This window comes from Oryzihumus sp. (assembly GCF_054325275.1).
On record NZ_JBTCWL010000017.1, the window covers coordinates 13,989 to 34,575 of the forward strand.

General features: G+C 71.9%; 16 protein-coding genes and 1 pseudogene. 3 read left to right on the forward strand and 14 right to left on the reverse strand.

Annotation, left to right across the window (positions count from 1 at the left end):
- Nucleotide 1: 1 nt before the first annotated feature.
- From ACXVGS_RS06265 to ACXVGS_RS06280, 4 genes are all read right to left on the reverse strand, one after another.
- Complete coding sequence (locus tag ACXVGS_RS06265; RefSeq protein ID WP_458536073.1) at nt 2–1,840, reverse strand: glycoside hydrolase family 13 protein; 1,839 nt, start codon at nt 1,838–1,840, stop codon at nt 2–4.
- Nucleotides 1,837–2,751 carry a sugar ABC transporter permease gene (locus ACXVGS_RS06270; protein WP_458527712.1) on the reverse strand — a complete coding sequence of 305 codons (915 nt, stop codon included), beginning with the start codon at nt 2,749–2,751 and terminating at the stop codon, nt 1,837–1,839. Before ACXVGS_RS06270 ends, ACXVGS_RS06265 begins: the two co-directional genes overlap by 4 nt.
- Nucleotides 2,751–4,283 (reverse strand): ABC transporter permease subunit, encoded by a 1,533-nt coding sequence (locus ACXVGS_RS06275; protein ID WP_458527713.1) that lies wholly within the window; start codon nt 4,281–4,283, stop codon nt 2,751–2,753. Before ACXVGS_RS06275 ends, ACXVGS_RS06270 begins: the two co-directional genes overlap by 1 nt.
- A 98-nt stretch (nt 4,284–4,381) precedes the next feature.
- A complete protein-coding gene (locus ACXVGS_RS06280; RefSeq protein WP_458527714.1) occupies nt 4,382–5,689 on the reverse strand; it encodes a sugar ABC transporter substrate-binding protein in 1,308 nt (435 codons plus the stop codon).
- Between the two features lie 163 nt (nt 5,690–5,852).
- Here ACXVGS_RS06280 and ACXVGS_RS06285 point away from each other — a divergent pair, with 163 nt between their 5' ends.
- From ACXVGS_RS06285 to ACXVGS_RS06295, 3 genes are all read left to right on the forward strand, one after another.
- Nucleotides 5,853–7,064 carry an MFS transporter gene (locus tag ACXVGS_RS06285; protein ID WP_458527715.1) on the forward strand — a complete coding sequence of 404 codons (1,212 nt, stop codon included), beginning with the start codon at nt 5,853–5,855 and terminating at the stop codon, nt 7,062–7,064.
- 121 nt (nt 7,065–7,185) lie between these two features.
- Nucleotides 7,186–8,265 carry an ABC transporter ATP-binding protein gene (locus tag ACXVGS_RS06290; RefSeq protein ID WP_458527716.1) on the forward strand — a complete coding sequence of 360 codons (1,080 nt, stop codon included), beginning with the start codon at nt 7,186–7,188 and terminating at the stop codon, nt 8,263–8,265.
- A gap of 113 nt (nt 8,266–8,378) precedes the next feature.
- Nucleotides 8,379–9,644, forward strand: coding sequence for a DUF4032 domain-containing protein (locus ACXVGS_RS06295; RefSeq protein WP_458527717.1), 1,266 nt, complete (start codon nt 8,379–8,381; stop codon nt 9,642–9,644).
- 63 nt (nt 9,645–9,707) lie between these two features.
- Here ACXVGS_RS06295 and ACXVGS_RS06300 read toward each other — a convergent pair whose 3' ends face one another.
- The 10 genes and pseudogenes from ACXVGS_RS06300 to dacB form a co-directional block, all read right to left on the reverse strand.
- The gene (locus ACXVGS_RS06300) at nt 9,708–10,199 is read right to left on the reverse strand and encodes a DUF3180 domain-containing protein (protein WP_458536750.1); all 492 of its coding nucleotides are present in this window, start codon (nt 10,197–10,199) and stop codon (nt 9,708–9,710) included.
- Complete coding sequence (gene folK / locus ACXVGS_RS06305) at nt 10,193–11,077, reverse strand: 2-amino-4-hydroxy-6-hydroxymethyldihydropteridine diphosphokinase (protein ID WP_458527719.1); 885 nt, start codon at nt 11,075–11,077, stop codon at nt 10,193–10,195. Before folK ends, ACXVGS_RS06300 begins: the two co-directional genes overlap by 7 nt.
- Nucleotides 11,074–11,871 carry a dihydropteroate synthase gene (gene folP, locus ACXVGS_RS06310; protein ID WP_458536756.1) on the reverse strand — a complete coding sequence of 266 codons (798 nt, stop codon included), beginning with the start codon at nt 11,869–11,871 and terminating at the stop codon, nt 11,074–11,076. Before folP ends, folK begins: the two co-directional genes overlap by 4 nt.
- An 11-nt stretch (nt 11,872–11,882) precedes the next feature.
- The gene (locus ACXVGS_RS06315) at nt 11,883–13,619 is read right to left on the reverse strand and encodes a phosphatidylglycerol lysyltransferase domain-containing protein (protein ID WP_458527720.1); all 1,737 of its coding nucleotides are present in this window, start codon (nt 13,617–13,619) and stop codon (nt 11,883–11,885) included.
- A complete protein-coding gene (gene folE, locus ACXVGS_RS06320) occupies nt 13,616–14,197 on the reverse strand; it encodes a GTP cyclohydrolase I FolE (RefSeq protein ID WP_458527721.1) in 582 nt (193 codons plus the stop codon). The genes ACXVGS_RS06315 and folE overlap by 4 nt, the downstream gene beginning before the upstream one ends.
- Nucleotides 14,175–16,211: pseudogene (gene ftsH, locus ACXVGS_RS06325) on the reverse strand (ATP-dependent zinc metalloprotease FtsH). The gene folE and the pseudogene ftsH overlap by 23 nt, the downstream one beginning before the upstream one ends.
- A 193-nt stretch (nt 16,212–16,404) precedes the next feature.
- Nucleotides 16,405–16,956 carry a hypoxanthine phosphoribosyltransferase gene (gene hpt, locus ACXVGS_RS06330; protein ID WP_458527723.1) on the reverse strand — a complete coding sequence of 184 codons (552 nt, stop codon included), beginning with the start codon at nt 16,954–16,956 and terminating at the stop codon, nt 16,405–16,407.
- A gap of 34 nt (nt 16,957–16,990) precedes the next feature.
- A complete protein-coding gene (gene tilS / locus ACXVGS_RS06335; RefSeq protein ID WP_458533074.1) occupies nt 16,991–17,971 on the reverse strand; it encodes a tRNA lysidine(34) synthetase TilS in 981 nt (326 codons plus the stop codon).
- Nucleotides 17,968–19,044 carry a zinc-dependent metalloprotease gene (locus ACXVGS_RS06340; protein ID WP_458531658.1) on the reverse strand — a complete coding sequence of 359 codons (1,077 nt, stop codon included), beginning with the start codon at nt 19,042–19,044 and terminating at the stop codon, nt 17,968–17,970. Before ACXVGS_RS06340 ends, tilS begins: the two co-directional genes overlap by 4 nt.
- Nucleotides 19,045–19,064: 20 nt before the next feature.
- Nucleotides 19,065–20,510: a D-alanyl-D-alanine carboxypeptidase/D-alanyl-D-alanine endopeptidase gene (dacB, locus tag ACXVGS_RS06345; protein ID WP_458527726.1), complete on the reverse strand. Its 1,446-nt coding sequence runs from the start codon at nt 20,508–20,510 to the stop codon at nt 19,065–19,067.
- Nucleotides 20,511–20,587: the final 77 nt, after the last annotated feature.

A 20,587-nucleotide genomic window follows, 5' to 3' on the forward strand; every position in this document is an offset into this window, starting at 1 on the left:
GTCAGGGGTTCGGCCAGACCCAGATGCTCACCTCGGGCCCGTCCGCGACGAGCTCCAGGCTGACCTCGCCGAGGGCGAGGTCCCGACCGTATGCCGTGCGCGCACCCTCGATGCCACCCAGGTGCGTGGTGGACACCGTGACCGCTGCGTGCTCGGCCCGCGCGACGTGCACGAGCGCGGTCTCCGCCGCGGTCTGGCGCAGGTAGACCAGCGCGTCGTCCGAGGCGTGGACCCATCGCAGGCCGCCCTCGCGCAGGGCGACCGAAGAGGTCCGCGCCGCAATCAGGCCACGGTAGACGTCCAGCAGCCGGTGGTCCCAGCGACTTTCGTCCCACGGCATCGGGCGGCGGCCGTCCTCGCCGAAGTCGCCACGCATCCCGATCTCGTCGCCGTAGGTCATCATCGGGATGCCCGGCATGGTGAAGAGCAGCCCGGCCGCGGCGTCGACCTGGCGGGCGTCCTCGCCCACCAGGGTCCGCACCCGGGTGGTGTCGTGCGAGCCGACGAGGTTGAAGCTGTGCTGCACGGTGCGGAACGGCACCAGCGCGGTGAACTCGCGCATCGTCTCCATCACCGAGACGCCGCCCAGGCGGGGCACCATCAGCGGGGAGCCGAGGAACTTCGGCGCGTAGCCCTTGTCGCGCAGCCACGTCCAGACCGGGCGGGTGAAGCCGGCGTAGTTCATGACCCCGTGCCAGCCGTCGCCGACCGCGTCGCGGGTGAAGTCGTGGCAGTGCTCACCGACCAGCAGGGCGTCCGGACGCGCCTCGGCCATCGCGGCGCGCATCTGCCGGGCGATGTCCTGGTTGTGGTCCTGGTCGCGGTAGCGGCCGGTCATGTTGGCCACGTCGACCCGCCAGCCGTCCAGGCCGTGCTCGCCACTGATCCACTTGCGCACCACGCCGTCCGCGTCGTCGAAGACCCGGCGGCGCAGCTCGGCGCTGTCGTAGTTGAGCTTGGGCAGGCTCTTCACGCCCAGCCAGGCGACGTAGTCGCCGTCCTCGTCCCAGAGGTAGAAGCCCCGCTCGTCGCTGGTCTCGTCGGCCTGCGCCTTGGCGAACCACTCGTGCGCCGCACCGGTGTGGTTGGTGGTGAAGTCGCCCAGCACGCGCATGCCGCGCGCGTGCGCGGCCTCGGTGAGCCGGGCCAGCGCCTCGTCCCCGCCGAGCACCGGGTCGACCGCCGCGAAGGTCGAGGCGTCGTAGCGGTGGTTGGAGCGGGCCGGGAAGAACGGCGTGAGGTAGACCGTGTTGACGCCGAGCTTCTCGAGGTGGTCCAGCCGCTCGACGACGCCATCGAGGTCGCCACCGAAGAGCTGCCAGGCGATGACGTCGTGGCCGAGGTTGACCGGCTCCTCCCACTGCGCCGGGACGGCCCACTCCGGGGTGGGCCGCTCTTCGGCGGCCGCCGACCGGGCGAACCGGTCCGGGAAGACCTGGTAGACCACGGCCTCGCCCGCCCAGGCAGGCGGCGCGGCATACGTGACGATGCGGAAGTCGGCGGCGTCGGGGACGTCGCGCAGGTGGACGCCGGTGCCGTTGAGCCAGGCGTAGCCCGAGGGCCCGCCCTCGAGGATGAACCGGTAGTTGGTCACCGGGTTGTGGCAGACGACCTCGGCGCTCCACCAGGTCTCGGTGTCGGTGACCGACTCCACGACCGCGTCGACGAACACCGGCTCGGCGTCCGGCGTGAGCCGCACGTGCACCGCGGTGATGTCGGCCTCGTGCGGCACGCGCACGCGCAGCGTGACCGTCTCGCCCAGCCGGGGCGAGGTGTTGGAGACGTAGAGGTCGGAACCGTCGTGGTGGGGCTGCGACAGCAGGTCGAGCGAGGAGCTCACTTCACCGAACCTTGGGTCAGGCCGCCGACGAGCTGCTTCTGGAAGCCCAGGTACAGCAGGACGACCGGGATGGACACGAGCAGGGCACCGGCGCAGAACTGGCCGAAGTAGCGGTTGCGGTCGGCCTTGAGCATGGCATTGAGGCCGACGCCGAGGGTCTGGGAGTCCACGTCGCGCAGGAAGATGCTGGCGAGCAGGAACTCGTTGAACAGGCCGATGAAGGTCAGCATGAAGACGGTGATGAGGATCGGCAGGACCAGCCGCAGCGTCATCGTGAAGAAGATCCGCGCGTGCGAGGCGCCGTCGACCTTGGCCGCTTCGTCGAGTTCGCGCGGGACGGTGTCGAAGTAGCCCTTGAGCAGCCAGACGTTGGCCCCCATGGCGCCACCGCTGTAGGCGAGGATCAGGCCGAGGCTGGTGTTGAGGCCGAACATCGGGATGACGTCACCGATGGCGGCGAACGTGATGTACATGGCCACGAAGGTCAGCAGGGCGGGGAACATCTGCAGCAGCAGGAGCAGCAACATGCCCGGACGGCGTCCGACGAAGCGCATGCGGGAGAAGGCGTAAGCGGCGCTGGCGCCGATGAAGACGGCGAGCAGGGCGCCGACGGTCGAGATAACCATCGAGTTCTTGAACCACTCGAGGAACGGGCGGTTCTGGTCGTTGAACAGCGCGTCGAAGTTGTCCATGCCGATCTTCGTCGGCAGCAGCGAGGAGGTGCTCAGCGTGCCCGACGGGTTCAGCGCCGCCGACAGGATGAACACGATCGGGAACAGCGACCAGAGCAGCGCGACGATGGCCAGGGCGTGGCGCCACCACACGCGGCCACTGACGGGGACGCGCCGGCGCGCGCTCGGTTCCGGCTCGGTGGCGACCGGGGTGGCGAGGGTCTGGGTCAGGCTGGACATCAGTTGATCTCCTCCAGTGCCTTGGTGCGACGGAAGCCCTGCGCCGAGATCAGCGCCACGATGATGAAGATGAGGACCGACACCGCCGCCGCGAAGCCGTAGTTCGGGCTCACGCCGCTGAACGCCAGGCGGAAGGCGTAGGTGATGAGCAGGTCGGTGGACCCGATCGAGGTGTTGGCCGCCTCGAACGGGCCGCCCTCGGTGAGCAGGAAGATCAGCGTGAAGTTGTTGAAGTTGAAGGCGAACGACGCGATGAGCAGCGGCCCGACCGCCACCAGCAGCAGCGGCATGGTGATGGAGCGCAGCATCCGCAACGGGTTGGCCCCGTCGATGCGGGCCGCCTCCTTGACGTCGTCGGGGATCGACTGGAGGGCGCCGGTGCAGACGATGAACATGTAGGGGAAGCCCAGCCACAGGTTCGCCAGCAGGATCGCGGCGCGGGCCGCCCACGGGTCTCCCAGCCAGTCCACGTCGAGGTGGGTGAGCTGGTTGATCAGGCCGTAGTCCTGGTTGAACATCGAGCGCCAGACCAGCGCCGTCACGAAGCCGGGGATGGCGTAGGGCAGGATCAGCAGCGAGCGGTAGACGGCCTTGCCCCGGAGCCGGGGGTCGTTGAGCAGCAGCGCCAGCAGCATGCCGAGGGCGAAGGTGCTCACCACGGAGACCGCTGCGAAGGCGACGTTCCAGATGAGGATCTTCACGAAGCCGGCGCGGATGACGGGGTCGGTGAAGGCAGTCTTGAAGTTCTTGAAGCCGACGTTCTCCTTCCACCCCTGCGGCAGCGCGTCGCCCTGGCCGTCCGCGGGCACGAACCGCGCGTCCTTGGCGACGTACTTCTTGCCGGTGGCGGAGTCGGTCAGGGTGTCGGTGGCCTTGTCGTAGGACATCGTGGCCTTGCCCTCGAACGCCTCGGACAGGCCGACCCGCTTGATGGCGCTGCCGTCCTGGCTCGGCACGGCGAACGTCTTGAGGTCCTGCCGTCCGTTGACCTGGATGGCGTTGAGGATGGTGTAGCCAGCGGCCGCGGTGATCTTGCCGGTGGGGGCCTTCTCGACCCCTTCGGTCAGGTCCGACAGGCCCTTCGCGTCGCCGACGTAGGTCTTGCCCTGCGGGTCGGTGAGCAGGTAGAAGGCGTCGCCGGTGGCGGGGTCGCTGCCGGACTTCACCGCGACGGAGAGCTTGTAGCGCGGCGTGCCGGGGACCTCCGTGACGGAGTTGGCGACGATGCTGTCGATCGCGTCCTGCTTGGAGATCGAGTGGCCGTCGCCGTAGTTCGTGAACGCGGTCATGGCCGTGTAGACCTGCGGCCAGATCTGCAGGCCGACGAGGAGGATAAGGCCCGGGAAGAGGTACTTCAGCGGCACCGCGCGACGCGTGCCGTAGATGGCGAGGACAGCCAGGCCGACCATCGACACCAGCACCACCGCGAGCAGGTGGCCCTGGCTCGCCAGCTGGGTGTCGACCCAGAAGACGACGGCGAGCGCGACGGCGATCGCGCCCCACTTCATGACGTTGGCGGCCATCCGGCTCATCGGGTCTCCCGGGATCGTGCGGGGGGTGGATCAGGTGGTGCAGCAAGCAGGTATGCCGGGTGGCCGCCGACCGGGGTCGGCGGCCACCCGCGCCGTCATCAGCCCTTGGCGATGTTGGCGACGATCTCCTTCTGGGCGGCGTCGAAGCGCGCCTTCGGCTGGGCCTTGCCGGCGATGACGTCGGCGGCAGCCTGGCCGAGCGGGCCCCAGACCGAGTTCATGGCCGGGATGTTCGGCATGGCCTGGCCACCCTTGCCGGCCTCGAACCACGCCTTGACGTCAGGGTTGGAGGCGGAGACCTCGTTGTAGGCCTCGGTCAGCGCCGGGGGACGGTTGCCGGCGGCGAACAGGGCCTCCTGGACGTCCTTGCGCGGCACGTAGTTGGTGACGAACTCCTCCGCGAGGGCGGCGTTCTTGGCCTTGGCCGAGACGTAGAACATCTGGACACCGAGGAACGGCTGCATCTGGCCGCCACCGATGGAGGGCAGCGGGGAGATGGCGTACTTGATGCCGGCCTTCTTGGCCTTGTCGATCGCCCACGGGCCGGTGATGTAGAACGGCGCCTTGCCGGCGTCGAACAGCGCGTCGGCGTTGTCACCGCTCACGTTGGTGGACAGGGCCTTGAGCGCACCGAGCTTCTGCAGCTCCGCGGCGCCCTTGAGGGACCCGGCGCTGTTGACGATGACCTTGGTGGCGTCGTAGTCGCCGTTGGCCTTGGTGGCGAAGATGCCGCCGTCGAAGGCCTTCAGGTAGGGGTAGGTGTAGTACGCGTTGCCGGTCTTGCCCACCTCCTGGATGAGGATGTTGGTGGCCTTGCCGGCCTTGACCAGGGCCTGGCCCTTGGAGACGAGGTCCTCCATGGTCTTGGGGGCCTCGGGGGCGAGGGCGGTGTTGCGCACCAGGCCGATGTTCTCCACGGCGTAGGGCACGCCGTAGGTCTGGCCGTTGAACTTGGTGGCCGCCATGGCGGACGGCGCGAACTTGCTGGAGACGTCGGCTGAGAGGTTGATCGGGGCGACGGTGGCGTTCTGGACGAGCTCGCCCAGCCAGTCGTGCGCACCAACGATGACGTCGGGGCCCTTGCCGACCTTGGTGGCGTCCTTGAACTGCTGGCGCACGTCGGTGGCGACCTGGACGGCGACCTTGACGCCGTTCTCCTTGCCGAACTGGTCGGCGTACTTCTGCAGGATCGGGGCGCGGTCGTTGTCGGCCCAGATCACCAGCTCGGCGTTCGCGTCACGGACGGGGGCGCCGGTCGTGGTGGGCGAGGCGGCCGGGGTGGTCGCGGTCGCGGTGGTGCTGCTGGTCTTGCCGGCGGCGGCGGGGGTGCTGGACCCTCCACAGCCGCTCATCAGCAGGGCAGCGACACCGGTGACGGCGACGGCCCCAAACGCACGCTTGTGCATCGAGTCTCCTAGCAAGTGACGAGAAGGGATGGCCCACGCCGACCCCCTGAAGCGCGCAAAACGTAGCAAGTTCTTGCAGACTTCTGGAAGCAGAACTGCAAGATCTTGCAGCCACGTTTCGATAACGTCACCGGGTCACCACGCGTCACAGGGGGAACGGCAGATGTTCACGGCATGGCGTCAGGTCGGGTTGCTTCCTCGCTGGCTGCAGGGCCTGTTGCTGGGCCAGCTGGTCAGCGCAATCGGCTCGCTGGCGTTCACGTTCCTCACGCTCTACCTCGTCCAGGACCGGCACCTGGCCGCCGACACGGCCGGCCTGGTCGGCGCCGCGTTCGGCGTCGGCATGATCACCGGCAACCTCGCCGGGGGCTCACTCGGCGACCGGTTCGGCCTGCGCGGCGGCCTGCTTGCCGCGACCCTGGTCTGGGCCGCGGTCTGCGCCGTCCTGCCGCTCACCCCGACCTCCTGCCTGGCCGCCCTGACCGCGGTGGGCGGCTTCGCCGCGGGTGCCCAGCGCCCGCTCAACATGGCCGTCGTCCTCGCCGCCGTCGCGCCGGAGCACCGTCGCACCGCGGCCGCCGTGGGCCGCGCCGCCTACAACGCCGGCATGGTCATCGGGCCCCCGCTCGGCGCCCTGGCCGCGGCCCACGACTTCGGCCTGGTCTTCGTCCTCGACGCCGCGAGCAGCGCGCTCCTGGCCGCGACCATCTGGCGGCTCGTGCCCTCGCCGGCCGCCCGCCCTCGCCGCGACTCCCCCGGGAGGACGCGCGGCGCACTGTGGCACACCCTGCGTGCCCGCCCGCACGTGCTGTGGGTCCTCGGCACCGTCATCGCCGTCGACGTCGCCTACCGGCAGTTCTACGTCGCGCTGCCCCTGCAGCTGCGCGCGCTCGGCCTCGCCCCCATCGCCTACGGCCTGCTGCTGGCCGGCAGCTGCGCCGTGATCGTGGCGCTCGAGGTGCCGCTGTCCGTGCGCATGGCCGGGCACCGGGCGCTGGCCCTGGTCGCCCTGGGCTACGGCCTCGTCGGCCTGGCGTGGCTCGTCGTCGGCGCCGCTCCCTCCCTCGTCACCGCCGTCCTCGCGGTCCTCGTGCTCACCGCCGGGGAGATGCTCTACAAGCCGACGGCCACCGCGACCGTCGCCGACGCAGCCCCCGAGGGGTATGCCGGTCGCTACCAGAGCCTGTACGCCTCAGCCTCCGTGGCCGGCATGTTCCTCGCCCCGGCGCTCGGAGGACTCGGCTGGACCCACGCCCCGCGCCTGGTCCTGCCGGTCGCCGGCGCCGTCGCGCTGCTCGCCGCCTCAGCCCTGGCCGTGCACGACCGGGCCGCTGCACGGCATACCGGGCACGTCACACCCGTCACTCCGGTCTAGCCGGATCGGCGCCCATGGGGGAAGATCCGTTCCACCACCGCTGGCACCCGCCCGGTGGGGCACCACCTTTACAACGGATCGTCCGGCACGTTCCTGCCGGTGAAGGAAGGTTCGATCACACATGGCTACGGTCAAGTTCGACAAGGCGACCCGGCTCTACCCGGGCAACGACACCCCCTCGGTGGACAAGCTGGACATCGACATCGCCGACGGCGAGTTCCTCGTCCTCGTCGGTCCCTCCGGCTGCGGCAAGTCCACCAGCCTGCGCATGCTCGCCGGCCTCGAGGAGGTCAACGACGGCAAGATCTGGATCGGCGACCGCGACGTCACCGACCTCTCGCCCAAGGACCGTGACGTGGCCATGGTCTTCCAGAACTACGCGCTCTACCCGCACATGACGGTGGCCGACAACATGGGCTTCGCGCTCAAGATCGCCGGCATCAACAAGAGCGAGATCAGCAAGCGCGTGGCGGAGGCCGCCAAGATCCTCGACCTCGAGCAGTACCTCGAGCGCAAGCCGAAGGCCCTCTCCGGTGGCCAGCGCCAGCGCGTCGCCATGGGCCGCGCGATCGTGCGCAACCCGCAGGTGTTCCTCATGGACGAGCCGCTGTCCAACCTCGACGCCAAGCTGCGCGTGCAGACCCGCACCCAGATCGCCTCGCTGCAGCGCCGCCTCGGCGTCACCACCGTCTACGTCACCCACGACCAGGTCGAGGCCATGACGATGGGTGACCGCGTGGCGGTGCTCAAGGACGGCCTGCTGCAGCAGTGCGACACCCCGCGGCACATGTACGACCACCCCAACAACGTCTTCGTCGCCGGCTTCATCGGCTCCCCCGCGATGAACCTCCTCGAGGTCCCCGTCGTCGACGGCGGCGTGAAGTTCGGCGCCAGCGTCACCCCGATCGAGCGTGAGCACCTCGCCGGCGCCGGCAAGGCCGTCACCCTCGGTGTCCGCCCCGAGGACCTGTCCCTGGCCGGAGAGACCGAGGGCCTCCCGGTCACCGTCGACGTCGTGGAGGAGCTCGGCGCCGACGCCTACGTCTACGGCTCCACCGAGATGGGCGGCGAGACCAAGCCGATCATCGCCCGGGTCGACGGCCGGCGCCCCCCGACGAAGGGCGAGACCGTGCACTTCGCCCCCAAGCAGGGCCACGTGCACCTGTTCAACATCGAGACCGGCGAGCGCATCGGAGACTGAGCGGACCCCGCGTCACGGAGGCGGCGGCACCCACCAGGTGTCGCCGCCTCCTCGCGTCCGGGGCCGCGGACGCTCGCGGCGCCCCGGTCGCGGCGCGTGTCACCATGGACCCCGTGGCCCTGCAGATCACCGCTGCCCGTCCGGACCCCGCGCTGCTCGACCTGCCGTGGTCGGTCCCCCTCGAGGAGTGGCCCGAGGACGTGCTCGCGGCGCTGCCCCGGGGCATCTCGCGCCACGTCGTCCGGTTCGTCAAGCTCTCCGGCCGCGTCCTGGCGGTCAAGGAGATCAGCGAGGACCTGGCCCGGCGCGAGTACAACCTGCTGCGCCTGCTGACCCGGCTCGACCAGCCGTGCGTCGAGGCGTTCGGCGTCATCAGCGGCCGCACCACGCCCGACGGTGAGGAGCTGGACGCCTGCCTGATCACGCGGCACCTGCAGTTCTCCCTGCCGTATCGCGCGCTGTTCAGCCAGACGCTGCGCAAGGACACCGCCCAGCGGCTCATCGACGCCCTGGCTGTGCTCCTGGTCCGGCTGCACCTGACCGGCTTCTGGTGGGGTGACGTGTCGCTGTCCAACACGCTGTTCCGCCGGGACGCCGGCGCGTTCGCCGCCTACCTCGTCGACGCCGAGACCGGGGAGCTGCGCGACAGCCTCTCCGACGGCCAGCGCGAGCACGACCTCGAGATCGCCCGGGTCAACATCGCCGGGGAGCTGATGGACCTGTCCGCCGGCGGGTTCCTGCCCGAGTCGGTCGACCCCGTGGACACCTCGCAGCGCATCGTCGACCGCTACCGCGACCTGTGGCGCGAGCTGACCGAGCTCGAGCGGTTCGAGCAGGGTGACCGCTGGCGCGTCGACGAGCGGATCCGCCGGCTCAACGAGCTCGGCTTCGACGTCGACGAGCTGGCCATCTCCACCGATATCGGCGGCACCCAGATCCAGATCCAGCCCAAGGTGGTCGACGCCGGCCACCACTCGCGCCGGCTGCTGCGGCTGACCGGGCTGGACGTCGAGGAGAACCAGGCCCGCCGACTGCTCAACGACCTCGACGCCTACCGTGCGGCCACCGACCGGCAGGGCGACGACGAGGAGATCGTCGCGCACGACTGGCTCTCCCGGGTCTACGAGCCGGTGCAGCGCGAGGTGCCGCGGGACCTCACCCACAAGCTCGAGCCGGCCGAGCTGTTCCACGAGGTGCTGGAGCACCGGTGGTACATGTCAGAGCGCTCCGGGCACGACGTCTCGATCGAGGCCGCGATCAAGGACTACGTCGCCCACGTCCTGCCGGGCAAGCCGGACGAGTCCGCCGTGCTGGGCGTGGACACCGTGGAGATGCCGATCATCGCCCGCGTCTCCGAGCCACCGCGCCGCCGCCGCTGACCGGGCGCGCAGCTGACCGGGCGCAGCTGAGCCACCGCGCCCCGCGCACCAGGCGCGCGCCGCTCAGCGCGAGGCGTCGGCGTCGTCGTCCTCGCGGTCGGACCGGTCGTCGTCGACGCGGCACATCCGCTGGGCGGCCATCCCGGCGACGGTGAGCAGCACACCCGCGAGGAGCAGCACCAGGGCGTGCACCGCGTCGGCCCGCACCGACGCCACGTCGACGTCGGGCAGGCGCAGCAGCACCAGCGCGGCATACCAGCCGGTGACCATGGCCCCGGTGAGGGCCGCCGCCTGGGCGAGCACCAGGGTGCGCAGCGCCCGGACCATGCTCAGCTCACGGGTGGCCTTGCCCTGCTGCCAGCGGCGCACCGGCAGACCGGCGACGTAGATGCCCACGGCCATGAAGGCCAGCAGCACCGCGCTGCCCCAGGACGCCCCCGGCAGGCCGTGGCCGGCGCCCTCCCACCAGCGCAGCACGGCCCACGAGACGGCGGCCACCACGACGACGACCGCCAGGACCAGGCGCACGGTGACGCCCCGACCGTCCTTCACCATGTTGCACTCCATTCGGGTCCGGGTCGCACGCCGTCCGCGTCGGTGGCCGCGAGCAGGCGCGCCACATCGGCCACCTCACCGGGGGCCACCCGCAGCCGTGCGTCGGGATCGGCTCGCAGCCATGGGGTGAGCACGAACGCCCGCTCTGCCGCGCGCGGGTGCGGCAGCAACAGCTCGGGGTCGTCGCTCACCACGTCGGTGCCGGCGTCGGGATCGCCGTACTGGATGAGGTCGAGGTCCAGCGTCCTGGCGCCCCAACGGGTCTCGCGCGTGCGGCCGTGCGCGGCCTCGATCCGGTGCAGTGCAGCCAGCAGTCGGTGCGGGGCGAGCCGGGTGTGGGCCAGCAGCACCGCGTTGAGGTAGGCCGGCTGCTCCGGCCCGCCCACCGGGTCGGTCTCGACGAGCGGCGAGACCGTGTCCACGCGCACCCCCTCGAGGTCCCCGACCGCGCGGACCGCTGCCTCCAGGGTCTCCTGCACGTCGCCGAGATTGGCGCCGAGGGCGACCACGACCGGGGTGTCCCGCTCGCGCCGGACGTGGACGCTGACGTCGGTGAACGGCACGCCCACGGGCGCGTCCGGCTTGTGCACGGTGACCTCGACCGCCTCGACGAGCGGGTAGGCCAGCGCCCGGCGGGCGACCCGCTCGGCGACGGCCTCGATGAGGTCCAGCGGCTCGCCGGCCAGGACCTCGACGACCTCGGCGGCGACGGCGGCGTAGTTGACGGTGTGCGCCAGGTCGTCACTCTCCCCGGGCCTGGCCAGGTCGACCTCGAGGACCACGTCGGCCACGAACGGCTGGCCCAGCTGCTTCTCCCAGTCCAGCACGCCGTGGCGACCCCGCGCGCTGATGCCGGTCAGGGTGATCCGGTCGGTCATCGTGCCCCCTCCGTCGCCGCGACGACCCGGACCGCGGCCACGCTGGAGGCCACGTCGTGGACGCGGACCGCCCAGGCCCCGGCCTGTGCGGCCAGGACGGTGGTGGCGCAGGTGGCGGCGTCGCGCTCCAGCGGCGGGCGCGGGTCGGTGCCCTCGGGCACGCCGAGCCGGCCCAGGAAGGTCTTGCGGGAGGTGCCGACCAGCACCGGCAGACCCAGCGCGATGACCTGCTCCAGGTGCGCCAGAAGGGTCCAGTTGTGGGCGGCCAGCTTGGCGAAGCCGAAGCCCGGGTCAAGCACCAGCTGCTCGCGGCGCAGGCCCCGGGCCAGCAGCTGCTCGACCCGCTCGGTGAGCTCGGCGCACACCTCGGCGACGACGTCGTCATACTGCGCCCGCTGCTGCATCTGCGCGCTGTGGCCACGCCAGTGCATGGCGATGAACGGCACGTCGGCGCCGGCCACGACGGCCGGCATCTCCGGGTCGGCGAGGCCGCCGCTGACGTCGTTGACGATGCTCGCCCCGGCCTCGAGCGCGGTGCCGGCCACGGACGCCCGCATCGTGTCCACCGAGACGCGCGCACCCTGGGAAGCCAGCTCGCGCACCACCGGTATCACGCGCCGCAGCTCCTCGGCCTCGTCCGGACGCTGCGCGCCGGGACGGGTCGACTCCCCGCCCACGTCGAGCAGGTCGGCGCCCTGGTCGAGCAGCTCCAGCCCGTGCTCGACCGCCGCCCCCGGCTCGAACCACCGTCCTCCGTCGCTGAAGGAGTCGGGGGTGACGTTGACGACCCCCATGACGAGCGTGCTCACGACGACGCCCCGCTGAAGAAGCGCAGCCGGGGCCAGGTCAGGAACGCCTCGGCCTCCAGCGCCGCGAGGGCGATGCGCGGCACGTCCCGGGTCGCCGGGTAGACCACGAACCGGGGCGTCCACTGCGGCTGGAACTTGGCGTTGAAGCGGTAGAGGCTCTCGATCTGGAACCAGCGGGAGGCGAACTTCAGCACGCGGTACCAGGCCCGCTCCATCGGCCCGGCGCCCAGCCGCTCACCGCGCTCGAACGCCGAGCGGAACGCCGCGAAGTTCAGCGACACCCGCTTGACCCCCAGCTCCGGCGCGGCCCGCAGGGCGTCGACGATCATCAGCTCGTTGACGCCGGGGTCGGCGGTGCGGTCGCGGCGCATGACGTCCAGGGACATGCCGTCGCTGCCCCACGGCACGAACTGCAGGAAGGCCCGGATCACGCCGTCCTGACGGGCCACGACGAGCACGCAGTCGGGGTCTACGGGGTCGACCAGCCGCCCGAGTGCCATCGAGAAGCCCCGCTCGGTCTCGGTGCCGCGCCACGCGCTGGCGTCGGCCAGGGCCCGGCGGCGGTCGCCCTCGGTGACCTGCGCGGCGCGCACCACCTCGGTGGTGTAGCCGGCCCGGCCGATCCGCTTCACCATCTGCCGCACGTTGCGCATGGCCCGGCCCTCGAGGGTGAACGAGGCCGCGTCGACGACCGCCTCGTCGCCGAGCTCGAGGATGTCGAAGCCGGTCTCGCGCGTCCACACGTGGCCGGCCCGCTCCGAGCAGCCGATCACCGCCGGCCGCCAGGCGTGCAGCTCCGCCTCGCGCAGGAACGCCGAGATCGCGCCCGGCCACGCCTCCGGGTCGCCGAGCGGGTCGCCACTGGCCAGCATCACGCCGGAGACCACCCGGTAGGCGATGGCTGCCTTGCCGCTCTCGGACCAGATGACGCTCTTGTCGCGGCGCAGGTTGAAGTAGCCCAGGGAGTCGGGGCTGCGCTCCAGCAGTGCCCGCAGGCGGGTCTCGTCCTCGTCGGTGACCATGGGCCGCGGCTCGGGGGCGCGCAGGGCCAGGTAGACCGGGACGAGCAGGGTCATGATCCCCAAGCCGAGCAGGACCGCGCCGATGACGTCGTTGGTCCGGTCGCTGACGAAGACCAGGGGCCCGTTCAGCCCGACGAGGCCGGTCAGCACCTGCCAGAGCGCCTCCTGCAGGCTGGGCGGCCCGCCGACGATGGCGTGCCGCCGGGACTCCACGAGGATGAGCCCGAGGACGACGCTGATGACCGCCATGGCCACGAAGACGCGCGCGGCCCGCCACCGGGTGGTCGGGTCGCCGAGCGCATGGAACTGGTCGCGGGTGACCACGAGCACGATGAGCACCACCATGGAGACCGCGGTGGCGATGAGCTCGACCCGGCCGGCGTGCAGCAGCACGCTGATGCTCAGGAGCACCACCCCGGCCCGCCAGGCACGGCGCTTGCGGCGGGTGAGGGCGTGCGCCAGGAAGAGCAGCAGGATGCCTGCCACCACCGAGGCCGCCGAGGCGGCGTTCGCGACGCTGCCCGGCAGCACCTCCGCGATCGGGTGGAACCGGCTGCCCAGGCCACGGCGCAGCCCGGTGATGATGTCGCCGATGCCGATGAGGTAGGTCAGCAGCCCGAGGACCCGGGGCACCTTCGACTGCGGCCCGGTGAAGGCGGCGAAGCGCTGGCTGTGGGGTGGGGCGTGACGCGTGGAGGCGCGTTCACTCACCGGTGACCACCGATCAGCCCCATCGCCTCGGCCCGGGTCGCGGGGTCACGCAGCTGGCCCCGCACCGCCGAGGTGATGGTCCGTGACCCCGGGCGGCGCACCCCGCGCATGGACATGCACAGGTGCTCGCACTCGACCACGACGATGACCCCCTGCGGCTTCAGGTGGTCGACCAGCGCGTCGGCGACCTGCGTCGTCAGCCGCTCCTGCACCTGGGGGCGACGGGCGAACACGTCGACCAGCCGGGCCAGCTTGGACAGGCCGGTGACCCGGCCGTCCCTGCCCGGGATGTAGCCGACGTGGGCCACGCCGTGAAATGGCACGAGGTGGTGCTCGCACGTGCTGTAGACCTCGATGTCGCGCACAAGGATCAGCTCGGAGTGGCCGATCTCGAACGTCGTGGTCAGCACGTCCTCCGGCTGCTGACCCATGCCCGCGAACATCTCGGCGTAGGCCCGCGCGACCCGCCCCGGCGTGGCCTGCAGCCCGTCGCGATCGGGGTTCTCCCCGATCGCGACGAGCAGCTCACGCACGGCGCGCTCCGCGCGCTCGAGATCAATGTGCGTCGGGGTCGACATACCCACCCTCGGGCACCTCGATCACCGCAGTGGGCGGGTGCTCCTCGACGTGCTGCTGACCGTCCTGCGGGCGCGAGCCGTTGGCCATCGCCGCCTTCTCGGCCGGGGTGAGCACCGGCGGCAGGTCGCTGACGTGGCGGCGGTCGCTCGAGAGCCAGATCGGGCGCACCGGGCGCTTGATCACCGGCGAGAAGATCTCGGCGAGCTACTCCTTGCCGAGGGTCTCCTTCTCCAGCAGCTCCAGGACCAGGTGGTCCAGGACCTCGCGGTTGTCGTTGAGGGCGTTCCACGCCTCGTCGTGCGCGGCCTCGATGAAGCGACGGACCTCTTCGTCGACGACGCCGGCGACCGACTCGGAGTAGTCGCGCTCGTGTCCCATGTCGCGGCCGAGGAAGACCTCGCCGCGCTCCTGGCCGAGCTTGATGGCGCCGACGCGCTCGCTCATGCCGTACTGCGTGACCATCTTGCGGGCCAGGCCGGTGGCCTTCTCGATGTCGTTGGCGGCGCCGGTGGTCGGGTCGTGGAAGACCATCTCCTCGGCGACGCGGCCACCGAGGGCGTAGGCGAGCTGGTCGAGCATCTCGTTGCGCGTGGTGGAGTACTTGTCGTCCGCCGGCAGCACCATCGTGTATCCGAGGGCGCGACCGCGGGGCAGGATCGTCACCTTGGTGACGGGGTCGGTGTGGTTCATCGCCGCGGCGACGAGGGCGTGGCCGCCCTCGTGGTAGGCGGTGATCTTCTTCTCCTTGGCGCTCATGATCCGGGTGCGCTTCTGCGGCCCGGCCACGACGCGGTCGATCGCCTCGTCGAGCGCCTTGTTGTCGATGAGCTTGGCGTTGCCACGGGCGGTGAGCAGCGCGGCCTCGTTGAGCACATTGGCCAGGTCGGCACCGGTGAAGCCCGGGGTGCGGCGGGCGACGGCGAGCAGGTCGACGTCGGTCGCCATCGGCTTGCCCTTGGCGTGCACCTGCAGGATGTGGTGGCGGCCGAGCATGTCCGGTGCCTCGACGGCGATCTGCCGGTCGAAGCGGCCCGGGCGCAGCAGCGCCGGGTCGAGGATGTCGGGGCGGTTGGTCGCCGCGATGAGGATGACGTTGGTCTTGACGTCGAAGCCGTCCATCTCGACGAGCAGCTGGTTCAGCGTCTGCTCACGCTCGTCGTGGCCACCGCCGAGGCCCGCACCACGGTGCCGGCCGACCGCGTCGATCTCGTCGACGAACACGATCGCGGGGGCGTTGGCCTTGGCCTGCTCGAACAGGTCACGCACGCGGGAGGCGCCGACACCGACGAACATCTCGACGAAGTCCGAGCCGGAGATCGAGTAGAACGGCACCCCGGCCTCGCCGGCCACGGCGCGGGCCAGCAGCGTCTTGCCGGTGCCGGGCGGGCCGTAGAGCAGCACGCCCTTGGGGATCTTGGCGCCGACCGCGAGGAACTTGGCCGGCTCGGCCAGGAACTCCTTGATCTCCTGGAGCTCCTCGACCGCCTCGTCCGCGCCGGCGACGTCGGAGAAGGTGACCTTGGGGGTGTCCTTGGAGGCGAGCTTGGCGCGGCTCTTGCCGAAGCTCATGACGCGGGAGCCACCGCCCTGCATCTGGTTCATGAGGAACCAGAACAGGCCCAGCACCAGCACCAGTGGCAGCAGCGTCGCGGCGAGGCTGAGCAGCCAGTTGGGCTGGGCGACCTCGTCGGTGTAGCCGGCCGGCGGCAGGTGGTCGTTGAGCAGCTTGACCAGCTCGGGGCCGCGCGGGGTGACGTAGTAGGCGCGGACCCGGGTCGCGTCCTTGACGTCGCCGCCGGTGTAGCTCTGCCCCTTCTTCAGGGTCAGGTCGATGTGCTCGTTGTCGACGAACTTGGCCGAGTCGACCTTGTTGTCGGTGATCAGCTTCTCCGCCGCGGAGGTGTCGATGCGGGTGAACCCGCTCGTCTCACCGACGGAGAACCACAGCACGCCGATGCCGATGATCAGGATCACCCAGACCATCGGGGTGCGAAGGATGCGCTTGAAGTCCATGTGTGTGCGGGGCTGTGGGCCCCGTTCCTCCTGGTCGCTCAGCAAGGTCGTCCGCGGGTAGAGCCAGCGTGCCGACGGTGGGGATGACGGTACACCGCAGCGAGGTGCGGCATTCTCGCTGGTCAACGACCAGCAAGACGGCGGTGTTCCGGCCGGCCTCGCCCTTGTGGGGGTTGACCGGACCGCCCCGGCGTCAGGAGTAGACGTGTGGGGCGAGGGTGCCGACGACCCGCAGGTTGCGGTACTTCTCGGCGTAGTCGAGGCCGTAGCCGACGACGAACTCGTTGGGGATGTCGAAGCCGACGTACCTCACGTCCACCTCGACCTTGGCCGCCTCCGGCTTGCGCAGCAGCGTGCAGATCTCCACCGAGGCGGCGTTGCGCGACTCGAGGTTGGACTTGATCCAGGACAGGGTCAGCCCGGAGTCGACGATGTCCTCGACGATGAGCACGTGGCGGCCGGTGATGTCGGCGTCGAGGTCCTTGAGGATCCGCACCACGCCCGAGGACTTGGTGCCCGAGCCGTAGGAGGAGATCGCCATCCAGTCCATCGGCGCGGTGCCAGGTAGGGCCCGCATGAGGTCGGCCATGACCATGACCGCGCCCTTGAGCACGCCGACGAGGAGCAGGTCCTTGCCCTCGTAGTCGGCCCAGATCTTGCCGGCGAGCTCGTCGAGCTTGGCGTGGATCTCCTCCTCGGTGATCAGCACGCGCTCGAGGTCGGCTCCCATGTGGGCAGCGTCCACGACTTCTCCAAACAGCTGGGGGGACACGAAGCCCCTATTCAACCCGACGCGACGGCTCCAGCGTGACCCGCCCGTCGAACCGGCGGGCCTGCACGGCGCCGGGCAGGTCGACCGGCCCCTGCCCGTGCCAGTCGGTCACGAGCGCGTCGAGGGCGTCGACGTGGACGGCGAACAGCGCCCCAGGTGGTGAGCCGGCCTCGGAGGCGAGCGAGCGCCATACCCGCGTGCGCACCGCGCGGGGCAGCGCGGTGAGCTCAGCCACCGCCCACGGCCCCTCCCCCAGCCCGTCACGGGCGGTGCGGGCGAGCTCGTCGAGGGCGTCGGCGTCCTGGCGCAGCAGGTCGGCGCTGCGGGCCAGCGCGGCGGCGACCCCGGGGCCGAGCGCCGCCTCGAGCTCGCCGAGCAGCCGCCGGGCCCGCACCCGCAGGTAGGTCTCGTCGGCGTTGTGCGGATCCTCCCACGGGGTCAGCCCCTGGGCGTCGCACGCCGCGCGCGTGGTGGTCCGGTCCAGGGCAAGGAACGGTCGCACCAGCCCGCCGCGCCGCGCCGGCATGCCCGCCAGCGAGCGGGCCCCGGAGCCCCGCACCAGCCCGAGCAGCACCTGCTCGGCCTGGTCGTCGCGGGTGTGCCCCAGGAGGACCTGGGCGGCGCCCAGCCGGTCCGCCGCCTGCTCCAGCGCGGCGTATCGCGCACGCCTCGCCTCCGCCTCGGGGCCGCTCCCGCCGCCGGCGACCTGCACCGTCACGACCTCGACCGGCTCGAGCCCGAGCGCCCGGCACTGCCCGGCGGCCTCCTCGGCGACCGTGGCGGACCCCGCCTGCAGCCGGTGGTCCACGACCACGGCACCGGCGACCACGCCCAGCCGGGGCGCCTCGAAGGCCACGGCCGCGGCCAGGGCCAGGGAGTCGGCCCCACCGCTGCACCCGACGAGCACGCGGCTGCCGGGGCCGGCCTCGGCGAGCGCCGGCCGGACCGCCACCCGGGTCGCGGCGACGGCCGGGTGGGGGCCGGTCATCCGTGGACGCGCCTGACCCAGGCCTGCGGGTCCTCGATGTCGGCCGGCCTGGGCAGGGTCTCGGGCGAGGTCCACACGGCGTTGAAGCCGTCGACGCCGACCCGGTCGGTGACGGCGCGCACGAAGGTGGCCCCGTCGTGGTACTGCCGCATCTTGGCCTCGAGGCCGAGCAGCCGGCGCAGCAGACGGTCGATGCTGCCCGTGCCCTCGCGGCGGCGCTGGAACTTGACCCGGATCTGCTCCACGGTCGGCACCACCTGGGGTCCGACGTCGTCCATCACCACGTCGGCGTGGCCTTCGAGCAGCGACATCACCGCGGTCAGGGCCGCGATCTTGTCCCGCTGCTCCTGGGTGGTCATCAGCTCGGTCAGCCCGGTGCCGCCGGCGCGGAAGGCCTGGGGCAGGTTCTGCACCAGCTGCTCCAGGCGGGCCCCCAGCTGGTCGGGGTCGGGCATGAGCTCCAGCGAGAGCTCGCGGGCCCGCTCGATGAGGTGCTGGCGCAGCCACGGCACCGCGGTGAACTGCACCCGGTGGGTCTCCTCGTGCAGGCAGACCCACAGGCGGAAGTCGCCCGGGTCCACCCCCAGCTCGGCCTCGGCCTGCACCACGTTCGGGGCGATGAGCAGCAGGCGGGGGGTCCCGTCGGGGGCGAGGTCGTACTGCCCGAGGACCTTGGTCGCAAGGAAGGACATCAGGGCGCCGGTCTCGCCGCCGGTGACCTTGCCGCCGACCGTCACGACCGCGGTGGACTGCCCGGTGTGGCGCGCGGCCATGGCCTGCACGACCGGGGTGAGCATGCCGCGCAGCGAGTCGACGTTGGCGTCGATCCAGCCGGGGCGGTCCACGACGAGGGCGGCGTCACCGGCCGGGGCGTGCAGGTGGGCGGTGTCCGCCACCGGCTGCCGGGACCGCTGGGCCGCCTCGCGCAGCGCGGCGACCGCCGCGGCCGCCTCCGCCGGGCTGACCTTCGGCCCCGCGGGCACGAGCCGGCGGCCCGTCGCCTTGGCGAAGTCCCAGTCGACGTAGCCGGGGTCGGTGCCCGCGGCAGGTCCGGTGCTCGTTGCCATGCCCATGCCTTCACCGTAGGGGGGCGTCATCGACAGCCGCAGGTCGCGAGTGTCGCTACGAAGGCGTCCAACGCTGCCCTGGCGTCCAGCGTTCCCCCGCCGGGGGGCACGGCGTCGGCGAGGACGACGAACGTCAGCAGGCGGCCGTCGCGGTCCACGACCGTCCCGGCCAGGCTGCTCACCCCCGTCAGGGTGCCGGTCTTGGCGCGGGCGATGCCGGCGGCCACCCGGGAGGACGGCGCGTGGAATCGGTCGTGGAGGGTGCCGGTCAGCCCGGCCACGGGCAGCCCGGAGACCACAGCCTCGAGCCCGGCGTCCTTGCCCCGCGAGGCCAGGCCCAGCACGTCACCGATGACCCGGGCCGGCACGGTGGTGCCGCGGCTCAGGCCGGAGCTGTCGACCAGGCGCACCCCGGCGGCGGGGATGCCTCGCGCCTTGAGCGAGGCCAGCACCCAGGCCGCCTCCGCGGGGAAGTCGGCGCGTCGCCCGGCGCGGACCGCCACCTGCCGGGCCAGCGACTCGGTCAGCGCGTTGTCGCTGTCGGCGAGCGCCAGCGAGAGCGTCTCGCCAAGGGTCGCCGACTCCACCTGTCCGAGCACGGCGGCGCCGGAGGGCGCGGTCGTCCGGGTCACCGCAGGCGCGACCGTCAGGCCGAGGGCGCGCAGCCGCCCGGCCAGCGCGGTGGCCGCGCTGGCCGCCGGGTCGGCCGGCGCCGGGTGTCCAGGGGTTGCGCGCTGGGTGGACAGGCCGAGCGTGGCGACCGCGCCGGTGAGCCCGAGGTCGATGTCGGGGCCCAGCCAGCCGGGGGCGTAGGCCGGCCCGCGCGCCCAGGTGTCGTCCAGATGGAGCCGGACGCTGCGCAGACCCTGCTGGCGCGCGGCCGTCGCCACCTGACGGGCGAGGTCGAGCAGGCCGGCCCGGCCGGCCACCGCGTCGGGGTTGCCCCGGCCGGGGCTCAGCAGCATGTCGCCGCCGGCGACGAGGACCAGGTCAGCCGGTCCGCCGCCCTGGACCACCTTGGTGGTCATCCGCTGGGACAGGTCCGTGGCCCGGGCGATCGCGGCGGCGGTCAGCAGCTTTGCGGTCGATGCGGGTGCTCGTGGCACCTCGGGTGCGACGTCGAGCAGGTGGTCCCCGGTCAGGCCGTCCCGGATGGTCACACTGACCTGCCGGCCCAGGCGGGGGTCGTGGAGCCGGCCGCCCACCGCGGCCAGCAGCCCCTTGGCGGTCGGCGTGGGGGCGAGGGAGTCCACGTCGGGCAGCGGTCCGGCGGCCGAGGCCGGCGCGACCGGCACCGCCACGGACGGGGACGGTGAGGAGGAAGGCGTGGGCCGGCCGCCCGGCATACCGGCTGCGGCGGTGCGCGGCGCCGCATCGGTGAGCAGGCCCGGCACAACGTCGTGCACGTCGAGGGTGACGTAGCCGGCGAGCAGCGCGACCACCCCCGCCGCGATGGCCAGCTGACGACGCACGAACCCCCCTCGACCCGGATTTGCACTGGTGCGGGACACTTGACGGCGAGCCTAAGCCAGATCGCTGAGACCCGTGA

What these genes read in the sequence shown, in the direction of transcription:
- folP (WP_458536756.1), bottom strand. Translation starts at nt 11,871, where the DNA reads ATGGGGGTCGTCAACGTCACCCCCGACTCCTTCAGCGACGGAGGACGG.
- folE (WP_458527721.1), bottom strand. Translation starts at nt 14,197, where the DNA reads ATGTCGACCCCGACGCACATTGATCTCGAGCGCGCGGAGCGCGCCGTG.
- ACXVGS_RS06290 (WP_458527716.1), top strand. Translation starts at nt 7,186, where the DNA reads ATGGCTACGGTCAAGTTCGACAAGGCGACCCGGCTCTACCCGGGCAAC.
- ACXVGS_RS06275 (WP_458527713.1), bottom strand. Translation starts at nt 4,283, where the DNA reads ATGAGCCGGATGGCCGCCAACGTCATGAAGTGGGGCGCGATCGCCGTC.
- ACXVGS_RS06285 (WP_458527715.1), top strand. Translation starts at nt 5,853, where the DNA reads ATGTTCACGGCATGGCGTCAGGTCGGGTTGCTTCCTCGCTGGCTGCAG.
- ACXVGS_RS06300 (WP_458536750.1), bottom strand. Translation starts at nt 10,199, where the DNA reads ATGGTGAAGGACGGTCGGGGCGTCACCGTGCGCCTGGTCCTGGCGGTC.
- ACXVGS_RS06280 (WP_458527714.1), bottom strand. Translation starts at nt 5,689, where the DNA reads ATGCACAAGCGTGCGTTTGGGGCCGTCGCCGTCACCGGTGTCGCTGCC.
- ACXVGS_RS06270 (WP_458527712.1), bottom strand. Translation starts at nt 2,751, where the DNA reads ATGTCCAGCCTGACCCAGACCCTCGCCACCCCGGTCGCCACCGAGCCG.
- tilS (WP_458533074.1), bottom strand. Translation starts at nt 17,971, where the DNA reads ATGACCGGCCCCCACCCGGCCGTCGCCGCGACCCGGGTGGCGGTCCGG.
- ACXVGS_RS06340 (WP_458531658.1), bottom strand. Translation starts at nt 19,044, where the DNA reads ATGGGCATGGCAACGAGCACCGGACCTGCCGCGGGCACCGACCCCGGC.
- folK (WP_458527719.1), bottom strand. Translation starts at nt 11,077, where the DNA reads ATGACCGACCGGATCACCCTGACCGGCATCAGCGCGCGGGGTCGCCAC.